At 70.9% G+C, this 13,180-nt stretch carries 9 protein-coding genes; 3 read left to right on the top strand and 6 right to left on the bottom strand.

Annotated features, from left to right (window positions below):
* Nucleotides 1-32: 32 nt before the first annotated feature.
* Nucleotides 33-1,658: an LCP family protein gene (locus tag ACZ41I_RS29650; protein ID WP_363216483.1), complete on the bottom strand. Its 1,626-nt coding sequence runs from the start codon at nt 1,656-1,658 to the stop codon at nt 33-35.
* Between the two features lie 783 nt (nt 1,659-2,441).
* Nucleotides 2,442-3,764: an LCP family protein gene (locus ACZ41I_RS29645; protein WP_399773963.1), complete on the bottom strand. Its 1,323-nt coding sequence runs from the start codon at nt 3,762-3,764 to the stop codon at nt 2,442-2,444.
* Between the two features lie 119 nt (nt 3,765-3,883).
* Here ACZ41I_RS29645 and ACZ41I_RS29640 point away from each other — a divergent pair, with 119 nt between their 5' ends.
* Nucleotides 3,884-4,444, top strand: coding sequence for an acyl-CoA thioesterase (locus ACZ41I_RS29640; RefSeq protein WP_363216485.1), 561 nt, complete (start codon nt 3,884-3,886; stop codon nt 4,442-4,444).
* 110 nt (nt 4,445-4,554) lie between these two features.
* On the opposite strand, the gene ACZ41I_RS29635 is transcribed toward ACZ41I_RS29640, so the two are convergent.
* Nucleotides 4,555-6,045: an LCP family protein gene (locus ACZ41I_RS29635; protein WP_468324391.1), complete on the bottom strand. Its 1,491-nt coding sequence runs from the start codon at nt 6,043-6,045 to the stop codon at nt 4,555-4,557.
* 128 nt (nt 6,046-6,173) lie between these two features.
* Here ACZ41I_RS29635 and ACZ41I_RS29630 point away from each other — a divergent pair, with 128 nt between their 5' ends.
* A complete protein-coding gene (locus tag ACZ41I_RS29630; protein ID WP_468515501.1) occupies nt 6,174-7,217 on the top strand; it encodes a glycosyltransferase family 2 protein in 1,044 nt (347 codons plus the stop codon).
* 143 nt (nt 7,218-7,360) lie between these two features.
* On the opposite strand, the gene ACZ41I_RS29625 is transcribed toward ACZ41I_RS29630, so the two are convergent.
* From ACZ41I_RS29625 to ACZ41I_RS29615, 3 genes are all read right to left on the bottom strand, one after another.
* Nucleotides 7,361-9,121, bottom strand: a complete 1,761-nt coding sequence (locus ACZ41I_RS29625) for an LCP family protein (RefSeq protein WP_468515500.1) — start codon at nt 9,119-9,121, stop codon at nt 7,361-7,363.
* Between the two features lie 229 nt (nt 9,122-9,350).
* Nucleotides 9,351-10,478 carry an LCP family protein gene (locus ACZ41I_RS29620; RefSeq protein ID WP_399773952.1) on the bottom strand — a complete coding sequence of 376 codons (1,128 nt, stop codon included), beginning with the start codon at nt 10,476-10,478 and terminating at the stop codon, nt 9,351-9,353.
* Between the two features lie 202 nt (nt 10,479-10,680).
* Nucleotides 10,681-11,436 carry a TIGR03089 family protein gene (locus ACZ41I_RS29615; protein ID WP_399773950.1) on the bottom strand — a complete coding sequence of 252 codons (756 nt, stop codon included), beginning with the start codon at nt 11,434-11,436 and terminating at the stop codon, nt 10,681-10,683.
* 129 nt (nt 11,437-11,565) lie between these two features.
* On the opposite strand from ACZ41I_RS29615, the gene ACZ41I_RS29610 reads away from it, so the two are divergent.
* Entirely contained in the window at nt 11,566-13,014 is a 1,449-nt protein-coding gene (locus tag ACZ41I_RS29610; RefSeq protein ID WP_468515499.1) for a peptidoglycan recognition protein family protein, read from the top strand.
* Nucleotides 13,015-13,180: the final 166 nt, after the last annotated feature.

Here is a 13,180-nt window from a genome sequence, read left to right as displayed (position 1 = left end):
AGCGTGTGCACGCCCGGCTCACCAGCCTCCGGTCACCAGGTGAAGCCCTTCTGGACCGCCATGCAGGCGCCCTTCTGGTCGCCCGGGAGCACGGCCGCCGACGAGGGTGCCTTCGTCGGCTGGGAGGGCGCCTTGTACGCGGTGCCGGTGCGCCAGTCGGCGCCCACCAGCAGTGTGACGCCCGAGACGTCGGTCGACTTCTGCACCTGCTTCAGCGGTATCCCGAGCGCCTGGGCCACCGCTTGGGCGTCACCTTCCAGATCGGCGCTGGGATACAGGACGGTGGTCTTGGCCTGCGAGGCCGGCGTGGCGTCCGCCGCGGCCCGGGCGAACCCCTTGCCCTGCAGGACCTGGACGACCGCGAGCGCCCGCTGCTGCGCCGGGGCCTGGCCGTCGGCTCCGGTGCCGTTGCGGACCTGCACCGCGATCCTGCCGTCGGGGTCCGCGGGGGTCTTCGCCTTCTCCTCGGGCTTCTTCTTCGCGCCGCGTCCGTCCAGCGGGGTGTCGTCGCGGACCATGGAGATGAGCTGGTCGGCGTCCTCGGGCGCGGGCACGAGCCGGTCGTGGTCCTGCGACCACTGCACGGTCGGCAGTGTGGTCATCGTGATGCGCTTGGTGGGGACCCGCTTGAACTCCTCGGACAGGTCGTACAGCTTCTTGATCGTCCCCAGGCTCTCGTCGACCTTGAGGGCCTTCGTCGCGGTCTCCGCCAGGTCGCGCATCGCGCCGGGGTTGTCCAGCGTCGCCTTCTCGCGCAGCTGGCGCACCATCGCGTTCATGTACATGTGCTGGGCGTGGGTACGGCCGAGGTCGGTGCCGTCCTCGAAGCCGTAGCGGGTGCGCAGCCACTGCAGGGCCTGTTCGCCCTTGACGTACGTGGTGCCCCTGGTCAGCTTCAGGCCCGAGCCGTGACCGTCGTGGGTGTGCGACCAGACGTTCTGCTTGACGCAGACCGGGACGCCGCCGATGGCGTCCGCCATGTCGACCACGCCGGAGAAGTCGACCATCATGAAGTGGTCGATGTGGATGTTGGTCAGCTTCTGCCAGGTGGCGACCGTGCAGCCGGGGCCGCCGCGGGCCAGTGACTCGTTCGCCATGGCGAGGGAGAGCGCCGGGTACCTGTGGCCGTTGTGCGGGTCGGTGCACCGGGGGATCGGGATCATCGTGTCGCGGGGCAGGCTGACCACGGACATGTTGGTGCGGTCGGCGGACACGTGCACCAGCATCTGCACGTCCGCGAGCCCCGCGCGCCCCGCCTCCTGCTTGGCCCCTCCGAGCGCGAGGTCCTTCGCGCTGTTCCGGCTGTCCGAACCGATCAGCAGGACGTTCAGCGGTGTCTGGCCGGCGGCGTTCGGGGTCGCCTCGGGCACATCGGAGTCGCCCAGGTTCAGCTTGTCCTTCTGGATGTTGGCGTTGAGGTGCTCGTAGTAGAGGTAACCCGCGGCGGCGGTGCCGAGTATGACGACCGCCAGGGTCAACGCCGACCAGCGCAGTATGCGGCGCTTGGGCTTCGGAGGTCCCGGCTCCGTACGACGTCTGCGGCCGCCGCCACGCCGATGGCTGCTCCCCCCGTCCTCCGCCTCGGTCCCCGCACCGGGTTCGCCGGCGTGCCGAGCCCGCGGCACCGCCCCTTCCTGGTCCACGCTGCTGCGTGCCATCTCCTGCCTTCCCGCCCTCGGCACCCTTACACCGCGGCTTCGTCGCGCGCCCACCGTCCTCCGGAGGTGTACGGCGCCTCTGTCGTTGTCTGCCGGCCGTGCCCCGGTCGCCGGGCACCGGCCGATGCGCGGGGCCGGCCCGGCCCGCGCCGTGGCGCTGCGTTCAGTTAGACGCAGAGGGAAGCCCGGACGTCACAAGGCGCGTGTGACTTCGTCGGCCGTCGACTTCGCCGCGGCGGTCCGGCGCCTTCGCCGGCCCGCCGCGTGGTACGGCCATACGCCTGGAAGTCCTGACGGAACTTCAGAATGCTGAGGAGGGGCCCCCGTTGCGTCGGTCCGGTCCTCGCCGGGCTTAGGGCGGGCGCCGAACGGCCCGTGACATCGGCGGGTTCACGCGCGGGTACGCCGGCGTCGTGAAGGGCGCCCCGCACGGCGGGTGCGCAGCGGTACCCGGTGCTCCGACGGGGCGATGTCGTCCCCTCGCCCACAGCCTTGCGTGTCCACGGTCGCTTCGTCCTCCGTCGGGGCCGCGCGACGAGCCGCCCCCCAAAGACCCTCAGTGCAGTCGGTCGAACGGTGCACGATGTCACGGCAGTTCCGCACCGGATCGCACACACTATCCGCACAGTTCAGCGCCTGCGCGCAGCGGTGACAAACCCCACGCTCGTACAACCGCCCGACTGGTCCGGTATGCGGTGAATGGGAGGCCTGCTTTGGCCCATGCTTTACCCGGCCATGACGCCGGGGGCCCCGGGAGGTGACCGCGGGCGGACCTGTGTCCGCCTAGTTGCCGGTGACCGTCACCTTCTCGTCGTTGTTCAGCTCGTTGACGAGTGTCTTCACCTTCGCCTTGTCCCAGACGAGGTTGCCGCCGACGGAACCGGAGATCGGCATGTTCAGCGACGTGCCGTCACCGCCCTGGACGCCCTTCATCGCCCAGAACATCGAGGCCAGGTCCCACAGGGACATGTCCTTGTCGACGATCAGGGAGTCCAGGCCCGCGCCCATGACCGGGTAGAACTTGAAGGGGTTGAGCACCGTGGAGGGCGTGGCCACCTGGTGGGCCAGTGCCGACAGGAACTTCTGCTGGTTCTTGGTGCGCTGCAGGTCGGAGGCGGCGAAGGCGTGCCGGGTGCGGACGAAGGCGAGGGCCTGCTGGCCGTTCAGGGTCTGGTTGCCGGCCTTGAAGTCGGCGCCGGACCACTTGTCCTTGAAGCCCTTGTCGATGTTGATCTCGACGCCGCCCACCGCGTCCACGATGTTGGCGAAGCCCTGGAAGCCGATCTCCACGTAGTGGTCGATGTGCAGGCCGGTGTTGGCCTCGATGGTGCGGACCAGCAGGGTCGGACCGTCCTCGGCGTAGGTCGCGTTGAGCTTCTCCTGCCGGCCCGTGGCCGGGTAGGTCTTGCCGGACGTCCCCTTGAACGACGGGACGGTCACGTTCGAGTCGCGCGGCAGTGAGACCAGCGTGTCGCCGTTGTCGCCGACGTGCAGGATCATCATCGAGTCGGTCCGCTTGCCCTCTGCGCCGCCCGTGTGCAGCTTCTTCTCGTCCGCCTTGGACATGCCCTCACGGCTGTCCGAGCCGACGATCAGGTAGTTCGTGCCGGAGCCCGAGGCGGGCCGGTCGATGACCGTGGACAGGTCGACCTCGCGGCGCAGCTTGGAGTCGGCCCAGAAGTAGGTCGCGACCGAGGTGACGACCACCACGGTCGCCACGGTGATCGCGGTCCACTTGATCCGGCGGCGCCAGTTCGGGCGCGGCCGGTACCGGCCGACTTCCGGGTCCGGGTCGTTGTCGTTGGGTACGAAGCCGCCGCCGCGGCGCCCGCCGCCGTAGACCTGGCCGGTGTTGTAGCCGCTGTCGTAACCGGCGCCCTCGTCGTATCCCCGGCCGTCCACGTACGACGGCTGCTGCGGGACGCCGGAGCCGTACGGCGGCGCCGACGGGCCGGGATCGCCGTACGAGCGCTGCCCGGGCGGTACCCCCGGGCCGCGCTGCACCTGACGCATCACGCGGGCACCTTCCGGCTGCGCGCCGCCACTGCCGCGTCCGTACCGCGGGCCGCGGTTGTCGTCGGACCATCCCTCGGGCCAGTCATTCATGCGCCCCAGTGTGCAGGGCGCCGCACTGTGCCGTACAAGGGCTGTCGGAAAATAAGGGCGCCGCTGTTGCGAAGCTGACACAAATTCCGCGAATGTCACTTCGGCATAAGGTGGAGGGCATGACAGACCAGGCCACGGACGCGAATCCGGACATCGCGCCGGACATCCCCGGCAAGCCGACCTCAGCCTCGCGCACCACTCTCAGCCACATCATGACCCACAACGACACGAACCTGCTGGGGACGGTGCACGGCGGTGTGATCATGAAGCTGGTCGACGACGCGGCGGGCGCCGTGGCCGGCCGGCACTCCGGCGGCCCCGCCGTCACCGCGTCCATGGACGAGATGGCCTTTCTGGAGCCGGTCCGCGTCGGCGACCTGGTCCATGTGAAGGCGCAGGTCAACTGGACCGGCCGGACCTCCATGGAGGTCGGCGTCCGCGTCCTCGCCGAGCGCTGGAACGAATCGACCCCGCCCACCCAGGTCGGCTCGGCCTATCTGGTCTTCGCCGCCGTCGACGCCGACGGCAAGCCGCGCCGGGTGCCGCCGGTGCTCCCGGAGACCGACCGTGACCGCCGCCGCTACCAGGAGGCCCAGATCCGCCGCACCCACCGTCTGGCCCGCCGCCGGGCGATCCGCGAGCTGCGGGAGCGGCGTGCCGCCGAAGGCTACGAGGACTGAGAGGGCCCGGGGAGGACCGAGAAGGACGGGGGAGGGCCGGGAAGGACCGGGGGCTGGGAAGGACCGGCGAGGACTGAGGGGAGCGGCTCGCCGTGCGCACCGCGGAGCGCTCAGCACACCACCTCGTTGCCGCGCACCACGTTCTGCTGCGGCTGCTGCGGGTCGTCGAAGCGGACCTTGCGCACGTCCTTGAAGTCGGCCCCGACGGTCACCTTCAGCAGCGGCCCCTGGCCCGGTACGGACCGCAGCTCGGCGCCGGGCAGGGCGGTGGCCAGGGAACGGGCGGAGCGGTCCCAGCGGGGGTCGTAGGAGATGACCGTGCGCGGCACGTGGGCGGGGGCGTCCACCGGCTGGTGGGTCGTGGCGAAGCCGGTCGCCGCGAGCGCCGCGTCGACCCGTTTCGCCAGGCCGGCCGTGCCGGTGCCGTTCGCCACCAGGACCCGGATCTGCCGCGGGTCCACCTCCACCGGTGCGGCCGGTGCCGGGCCGTGCTCCGGGCGGTCCGCGGTGAGCGGCTTGTCGTCGCGCAGCGACGCGAAGAGCTGGGCCGTCCTGGCCTCGTCCCACTTCAGCGTCGAGCCGATGCCCTTGACCGGGTAGTTCAGCTGCCCGATGGGCACGGTGGTGAACTCGGAGGACGACGGGGAGAAGTTCCGCATGGCCCGGCCGAGGTCGAGCAGCTCGTCGGTGCCGAAGCCCTCGTCGGCGCGGACCGAGCCGAGCACCGCCCGGGTCACGTCCCGGAACCGCATCGGGTTCAGCAGCACCCCCGAGGAGGTGGCCCTGTCGATCAGCTCGGCCAGGAACTGCTGCTGCCGCTTCATCCGGCCCAGGTCGCTCGCCCCGTCGATGTGCCGGGCCCGCACGTACTGCAGGGCCTGACCGCCCATGAGGGTGTGGGTGCCGGGAGGCAGGTCGAGGCCGGTGTAGGAGTCCTTCAGCGGTGTCGTCGTGCACACCGGCACCCCGCCGAGGACGTCCACGGTCTTCATGAAGCTGGCGAAGTCGACCTCCAGATAGTGGTCGATCTTCACATGGGTCATGTTCTCCACCGTGCGGACGGTCAGCTGGGGGCCGCCCTCGGCGTAGGCCGCGTTGAGCCTGACCGGGTGCGGTCCGTGCTGCAGTCCGGTGGCCGGGTCGGTGTGCGCGGGCACCTCGGCGTAGGAGTCGCGGGGCAGGCTCACCACGGTGGCCCGGTCCCGGTTCTCCGAGATGTGCACGATCATCATCGTGTCGGTGCAGTGACAGGGCGCCCCGCCCAGCCGGTACGCCCGCCGTTCCTGCTCGCTGATCCGGTCCCGGCCGTCGGTGCCGACCAGCAGCACGTTCGTGCCGTGGCCCGCGCGCGGCCGGTTCTTCATGTCCTTGAAGGCGTCGACCCGGGCGATGCCCGCGTCCAGGCTGCTCATCACCGCGTGCCCGATCCCGGCGGAGGCGAGCACCACGACCGACAGCGTGGTCACCGCGCGCATGGCCCAGCGGGGCCGGGGCCGGGGCGGCCGGACGGACCGCACGGGCCGCTCGGGCGGGCGCGGCACACGGCGGGACGGCTGCGGTCGCCGCTGCGGACGCGCAGGGGACCGAGGCGGGCTGGCCAAAGGGGACACCTCCGGACGAGGCCGTACGTGGGATCCGTGAGCACCGTAGGCCGATACGATCTCCAGCCCGGTCTTACGCCCCTGCGGCGCGCACCGGTGTCCCCCGTTCGCGGTAACGTGAGGCCCCTATGAACGCCAAGCCCGACGTGCAGCTCCCCGCTGTTTCCGTGATCATGCCCGTCCTCAACGAGGAGCGGCATCTGCGCGCGGCCGTCCAGGCGATCCTCGCGCAGGAGTACGCCGGCGAGATGGAGGTCGTCATCGCCCTCGGTCCGTCCACGGACCGCACGGACGAGATCGCCGCCGAGCTGGTCGCCGAGACCGCGTCCAGCACGAGCAAGCGCGTGCACACCGTCCCGAACCCGACCGGCCGCACCCCCGCCGCGCTGAACGCGGCGATCAAGGCCTCCCGGCATCCGATCGTGGTGCGCGTGGACGGCCACGGCATGCTCTCGCCGAACTACATCGCCACCGCCGTGCGGCTCCTGGAGGAGACCGGCGCGCAGAACGTCGGCGGCATCATGCACGCCGAGGGCGAGAACGACTGGGAGCACGCGGTCGCCGCCGCGATGACCTCGAAGATCGGTGTCGGCAACGCCGCCTTCCACACCGGCGGCGAGGCGGCCCCCGCCGAGACCGTCTACCTCGGGGTCTTCCGCCGCGAGGCCCTGGAGCAGCAGGGCGGATACAACGAGGAGTTCATCCGCGCCCAGGACTGGGAGCTGAACTTCCGCATCCGTGAGGCGGGCGGCCTGATCTGGTTCTCGCCCGAGCTGAAGGTGTCGTACCGGCCCCGGCCGAGCGTGCGTGCTCTCGCCAAGCAGTACAAGGACTACGGCCGCTGGCGGCATGTCGTCGCCCGCTACCACTCCGGTTCGATCAACCTGCGCTACCTCGCCCCGCCGGCGGCGGTGTGCGCGATCGCGGCGGGGATCGTGATTGGCGCGGTGCTCACCCCGTGGGGCTTCGTCGTCCCCGGCGGCTATCTGGCGGCGATCGTCGCGGGCTCGGTCCCGGCGGGCAAGGGGCTGCCCCTGAAGGCCCGGCTGCAGATCCCGGTGGCTCTGGCCACCATGCACATGTCGTGGGGCTGGGGCTTTCTGACCAGCCCGAAGTCGCTGGCCAGGAAGGTCGTCGCAGCACGGCGGCCGGCGGTGCCCGCCGCACACTGAACGGCTGCGCTGCTGCCGCCCGGACCCGCCCGGACATCAGGAAGGGCCCCTCTCCGCACCGGGGAGGGGCCCTTGTCCGCTCTATCCGTACGGTCCGGCGCCGGGCGGACGGCGCGTCCTCGGCGACATCGCCTGCGCGCCGCTCAGCTGGCGCACTGGACCTTGTCCGCCGTCGACTTGTCGACCGACGGTGCCTTCGACGGAGCGGTGAGGGAGACCCCCGCGCCCTTGAAGTCCTTGCCCAGGGTCAGCGTCATCGCCGGCAGGCCCTGGGAGTTGGTCACGCTCCTGCCGGGTTTGAGGGCGGCACCGGGCAGGCCCATGAGGTGGGCCAACTCCCTTGCCTGCGCGGCCTGGTCGGGCGCGTACTCAAGAGTGGTCCGGGCCAGCGGTGCCGGCGCGTTGCCCGCGTTCTCGGACTTCAGCACGCCCTCCTTGGTCTGCAGCCAGGCCAGGGTCTCCTGCGCGCTGCCGGAGTCGGCACCGCCGTTGAGGATCCGCACCCGGACGTCGGAGGGCGCGGACCGGCTGCCCTTGAGGCGCGCGGCCTCCGCGTCCTTCTCCGCCTTCTGCTTCTTCTTCACCTCGGTGAAGGAGACGTCGTTCTTGATCGCGTCGAAGACCTGAGGAGCGGTGGTCTGGTTGACGATGACGGTCTTGTGGACGACGCCGTCGGCCGGGTTGTCGATCACGGGCACCGTCACGAACGAGATGTTCTTCGGCGGTACCTTCTTCAGCTCCAGCGCGATGTCCTTGAGCGTGCCCACGGAGCCGATGCCCTTGTCGACGGTCAGCGCCTTGGTGGCGGCCTCGGCGAGGTCGATCAGCTTGCTCGGGTTGGTCAGTGTGTCGCTGGAGGACATCTTGCGCATCAGCGAGGCCATGAACTGCTGCTGCACCTTGATGCGGTCCAGGTCGCCCTGGTTGCCCCAGCTGTGCCGGGTCCTGACGAAGGCCAGGGCCTGCTCGCCCTCGATCTTGTGCTCGCCGGCGGGCAGGTTCAGGTGCGAGTCCTTGTCGTTCACCGCGTGGGCGAGACACACGTCCACCCCGCCGACCGCCGTCGTCAGCGTCTTCACCGCGTTGAAGTCGACCATCATGAAGTGGTCCGGCACGATCCCGGTGACTGCCTGCACGGTGCGCATGGTGCAGCCGGGGTCGCGGCCGTCCTGGCCCAGGCTGGTGTTGAAGCGCACGCCGTCCGTGCCGGGAACGACCTTCTCGCTGTTGTCCGGCTGCTTCGTCGGGCAGTCCGGCACGTTCACGATCAGGTCGCGCGGAATGCTGAGCGCGGTCGCGTTCGTCCGGTCCTTGGAGACGTGCAGCAGGATGTTGGTGTCGGCGTGCCCGACGCTGCCCTTGTCGCCGTAGCCCTCGTTGCCCTTGCCGGTGCGCTTGTCGGTGCCGATGATCAGGATGTTGAAGGCGTCGTCCTTGCTGAAGCCGTCCTTGGCGGCGCTGCCCACGTCCGTCGTGGTGACGTTGCCCTCAAGGTGCTTGAGATACAGGTAGCCGGCGGTGCCGATGGCGACCAGCACGAACGCCGTGCTGCCGGCGGTCCACGCCAGCACCTTCTTCGCCTTGGACTTCTTCTTCACCGGCCCCCGCCGGGCCGCCCGCCGCCCCTGCGGTGTCTCCGGCTCGCCGCTACGGCGCCGGGCCGAGCGCGGCGCCGGTACGTCACCGCCGCGCGCCTGGCGCGTCTCACGGGTCGCGCCGGGCGCCGCGTCACGGCGGCGCGGCGCGCGCGCGTTGTCGCCGGGAGCGGGTCTGCGGGGGCTGGGCACCGACGACTGCGGTGCGGAAGGACCCAGTCGCAGTTCGTATTCGCCGGTGTTCGGATTGAGCACCCACTGGTCTGCGGGGTCGATGTTGTCCGCCCGCCCACGGCCTTGCGCGTCCACGGTTGTCCGAATCCTCCGTCGGGGCCACGCGGCGCCTTCCCCCCAAGGCGCTCGGGTCTCGGTGAAACAGTGCACGACCCCAGGACGGACCTCGCGGTCAGGTGCACCGGGTCGCTCACCCTATCCGCCCAGTTCAGCGTCGAGCGACGCCGGTGACAAATTCGACCTTCCTACAACTGGGCAATCCGGCGCATTTCCTGGATGAAGGTTCGGTGTCTTGATGTGCGCATTACTCGCAGGTGCGTTCGGCGGCGGTGTTCCCGCGGAACGTGGGCGCGGGCGAGGGGTCGCTCTTGCCGTCCGTCCCCGAGCCGTCCTGAGGCGTGTTCCGGGCCACCGCCACGGGCTGGTCGGTCCGCAGCCGGGCGAACAGCTTCTCGGCTTCCGGCTCCACGAGTTGGTCACGGTTGGCGTCGTAGACGTACGACTCCCTCGGTACGGTCAGGAACTGCACCCGTTCGGTGGGGATGTCGCGCAGTCCGCGCACCAACTGGTACAAACCGCGCAGACTGGCCAGTTCCGGATCGGCGGTCAGTGAGGAGGTCGCCGCGTCCAGCACCGGATACAGCTTCACCGGGTTCAGCAGGACGTCGTTGCTCTGCACCTTGTCGACCAGTGCGCCGAGGAACCGCTGCTGGCGTTCCATCCGCTCGGTGTCGCTGCCGTCGCCGAGCGACTTGCGGGCCCGCACATAACCGAGCGCCTGCTCGCCGTCGAGCACGACCTTCCCCGCGGGCAGCTTCAGCTTGGCCGCCTTGTCGTCGACGGGCTCCTTCAGGCAGACCTGCACCCCGTCGACGGCGTCCACCATCTCCTTGAAACCGCTGAAGTCCACGACCACGTGATGGTCGATCCGAATGTCCGTCAGCTTTTCGACGGTCCGGATCGTGCACGCCGAACCGCCGACCTGGAAGGCGTGGTTGAACATCGCGAACACCGGTTGGCTGCGGCTGCCGTCCGGCTGCCGGCAGCCGGGGATGTCCACCATCAGGTCCCTCGGCAGCGACACGGCGGTCGCGCTGTGCCGGTCGGCGGCCAGATGCAGCAGGATCGTCGTGTCCGACCGCTCGCTGCCCAGGTCCCGCCCGTACGCGGAGTTCCCGTCCCCGGCCCGCGTGTCGGACCCGATCAGCAGGATGTTCTGCGCCCCCCGCACCAGCGCGGTGGGCCGCTCCCGCTCGTACCGGGCCAGTTCGCGGGCGGCCGCCTCGTCCGGGGTGATGTTCGAACTCAGCTTGGTGTAGACGGCCCAGCCGGCCCCCGCGGCGGCGGCGACGAGCAGGGACAGTCCGAGTGCCGCGCCCTTCACCCACCGCCGCCGACCGGTACCGGAAATCCTGCGAGCGGAGTCGGTCACGGCCGGGGCACCCCCTCATGGCGTACGAGCGTCGTGTCCTGCTCTTACGACGATGGCGGGGAAGAGCCGTGACAGCGCCCTCAGCTACTCCGATCGGGGGAACCGCGGCTTTTCGAGGGGCGCGGTGAGCTGCGAGAACAACCCGCACTGCGCGAACGACCCGCACGCACCCGCACCCGCCGTACGGCCGAAGCACCCCCTGTCAGCGGCGCACCGCGGTCACCCGCTCGCTCTCGATCCGCTTGGCGAGCGCCTCCTCGTCCAGCCGCTCCAGATGCCGGCACAACACCACCGACCCCCCGACGGCCAGCGGCGCGTACAACCCCGCGGCGACCCCCTCCCACGTGTCGTACGACAGCCCCGACAGCAACCTCGACCCGGGCCCCGTCAGCTCCAGCGCGGGCGCCTGGGCCAGCGCCCGCTCCACGACCTCCGCCCCGCTGAACTCCCGCCCGGCCACGATCAGCGCGGCCTCCTCGGCGTCCACCGGAGCGAACGGCACGAACCGGTCACCCTGACCCGGCACTTCCACGGCGTAGTCGACGAACCCCTCGGGAGGCTGAGGGAACCGCCCGCCCAACGGCCGCAGCGCGAGCGCCACCCGCTCCCCGCGGCACGCCCGCGCGGCGTCCAGCGCATCCGGCCCGCTGACGACGACGTCCGCGGCGGCCGGATCCCCGCCGAGGTCGGCGACCGCGCCCACCGACGAACAGGCCAGCAGCCACACCGCCGTCTGCCAGTGCGCGGGCAGCAGCAGCGCGACCCGGTCACCGGGCCCGGCGGAGAGATCGCCCTGGAGGAGGTTCGCGGTCTTGGCCACCCAATTGGCGAAGGTGGCCACGGACAGTTCGACGCGTTCGCCGGTGGCGTCGTCGTAGAAGGTCACCAGTGGGCGGCCGGGGTCCGCGGCGAGCGCGGAAGCCAGCAGGTCGGCAGGGGTGCGATCGGTGGCGTTCACCCGGGAAAGGGTACGCGCGGGCAGACGCGCGCGGCGTGCGGCGGGGGCACCGGTTCGGTGGAACGGCTGCCGACGGCCCGTCAGTTCACCGTTGGACATATTTGTACGACTATGTTCAAGATCATATGCATGCGTGGATTCCTGACTTCGTCCATCGGCCAACCGTCCGCCGGCGCACCGTCGATCGCCGTCTGCTCGATCGGTGTGCCCTGCGCCGCGGCCCTCGCACTCGCGCTGCCCCCGCCCGCGTCCGCCGCGCCCCCACCCGCTGTCGTCGCCCCGAGCGCCGCCGATCCCGCGCTCCCCGGCAGCACCCGCTCGCTGCCGCTCGTCCCGCTCTCCGACGAGCGCGACCTCGGCACCGCCCCGGAACAGGGGCTGTACCGGCCCGAAGGCGAGCACTTCTCGATGGTCGGGGTCGTCTGGCGCGACCCGGGCAGCGAACTGCGCGGCCGGGTCCGGGTGCGCACCCGGTCGGCCGCGACGGGGAAATGGTCCGGCTGGCAGGACGTCGAGACGCACAACGCCGACCACGGTGCCGACCCGGGCACGGCGGAACGGGACGCCCGGCGAGTACGCGGGGCGACCGCACCGCTGTGGGTGGGCGATGCGGACGGCGTGGACGTACGGGTCCGCGCCGACGGGACGGGCGCAGATGACGGTGCCGTGGTGGACGGCGTCGCCGATGGCGGCGGGGGTGCCGACGATGCGCGGAGCAGCCGTGAGGGCGGGCCGCGGCCGCCGCTGCCGTCGGGGCTGCGCCTGGAACTCGTCGACCCCGGCGACGAGGCACCGCCCGCGGGCGCGCCGGCCGACGCGCCGCACACCGGCCTGCAGACGGCCGCGGCGCGGGAGGCCTCGGCCGCCAACACCGACATCACCGGCTTCGGCGCCCTGCAGATCCCGGCGCTGAGCAAGCAGGCCACCGAGCGCGAACTCACCCGCCTGCAGGGGCCGGTGCAGGGCAAGCCGCACATCGGGCCGCGCCCGCGGATCGTCACGCGCCGCGGCTGGGGCGCGGACGAGTCACTGCGCCAACGCGGGTTCTCCTACGCCAAGAAGGTCAAGGCCGCCTTCGTGCACCACACGGCATCGGGCAACACGTACTCCTGCACCCAGGCCCCCTCCGTCATCCGCAGTATCTACCGCTACCACGTCACGAGCATGGGCTGGCGGGACATGGGCTACAACTTCCTCGTCGACAAGTGCGGAACCATCTACGAGGGCCGGGCCGGCGGCGCGGCGAAAGCGGTCCTCGGCGCGCACACCGCCGGCTTCAACAGCGACACCATGGGCATCGGCGTGATCGGCACATACGGCTCGGCGAAGCCGTCCAAGGCCACGGTGACGGCCGTCGCCCGGCTCACCGCGTGGAAACTCGGGCTCTACGGGGTCAATCCGCGTGGCAAGACATATCTCACGTCGGCAGGTGGCAACCTCTACCCCGAAGGTAAGAAGGTACGACTGAATGTGATCTCCGGTCATCGGGACGGATACGCCACCGAGTGCCCCGGCAAGCGGCTGTATGCCAAGCTGGGCAACGCCCGTTCCAACGCGGCGCACTACCAGGGGCGCTGATGGCCGGGGAGCACGTTCGGCGCCGTTCCGGGGGGCCCGCCGTCTCACACCGTTCTCACACCGATCTCGGGGGAAAACGCGTGGTCGTCAAGGGCGCCGCCGCTACGGTCTGCATACACTGACCAGCCGAAAAGAGTAGAACGAGCAGTTCGGCCGGTCCCGGCAG

It is taken from the genome of Streptomyces sp. NPDC030799 (assembly GCF_055572255.1).
This window is presented reverse-complemented; position numbering and strand designations above follow the sequence as displayed.

Excerpts from the sequence above, each read along its gene's own strand:
- ACZ41I_RS29650 (WP_363216483.1), bottom strand. The coding sequence starts at position 1,658 with ATGGCACGCAGCAGCGTGGACCAGGAAGGGGCGGTGCCGCGGGCTCGG.
- ACZ41I_RS29645 (WP_399773963.1), bottom strand. The coding sequence starts at position 3,764 with ATGAATGACTGGCCCGAGGGATGGTCCGACGACAACCGCGGCCCGCGG.
- ACZ41I_RS29640 (WP_363216485.1), top strand. The coding sequence starts at position 3,884 with ATGACAGACCAGGCCACGGACGCGAATCCGGACATCGCGCCGGACATC.
- ACZ41I_RS29630 (WP_468515501.1), top strand. The coding sequence starts at position 6,174 with ATGAACGCCAAGCCCGACGTGCAGCTCCCCGCTGTTTCCGTGATCATG.
- ACZ41I_RS29610 (WP_468515499.1), top strand. The coding sequence starts at position 11,566 with ATGCGTGGATTCCTGACTTCGTCCATCGGCCAACCGTCCGCCGGCGCA.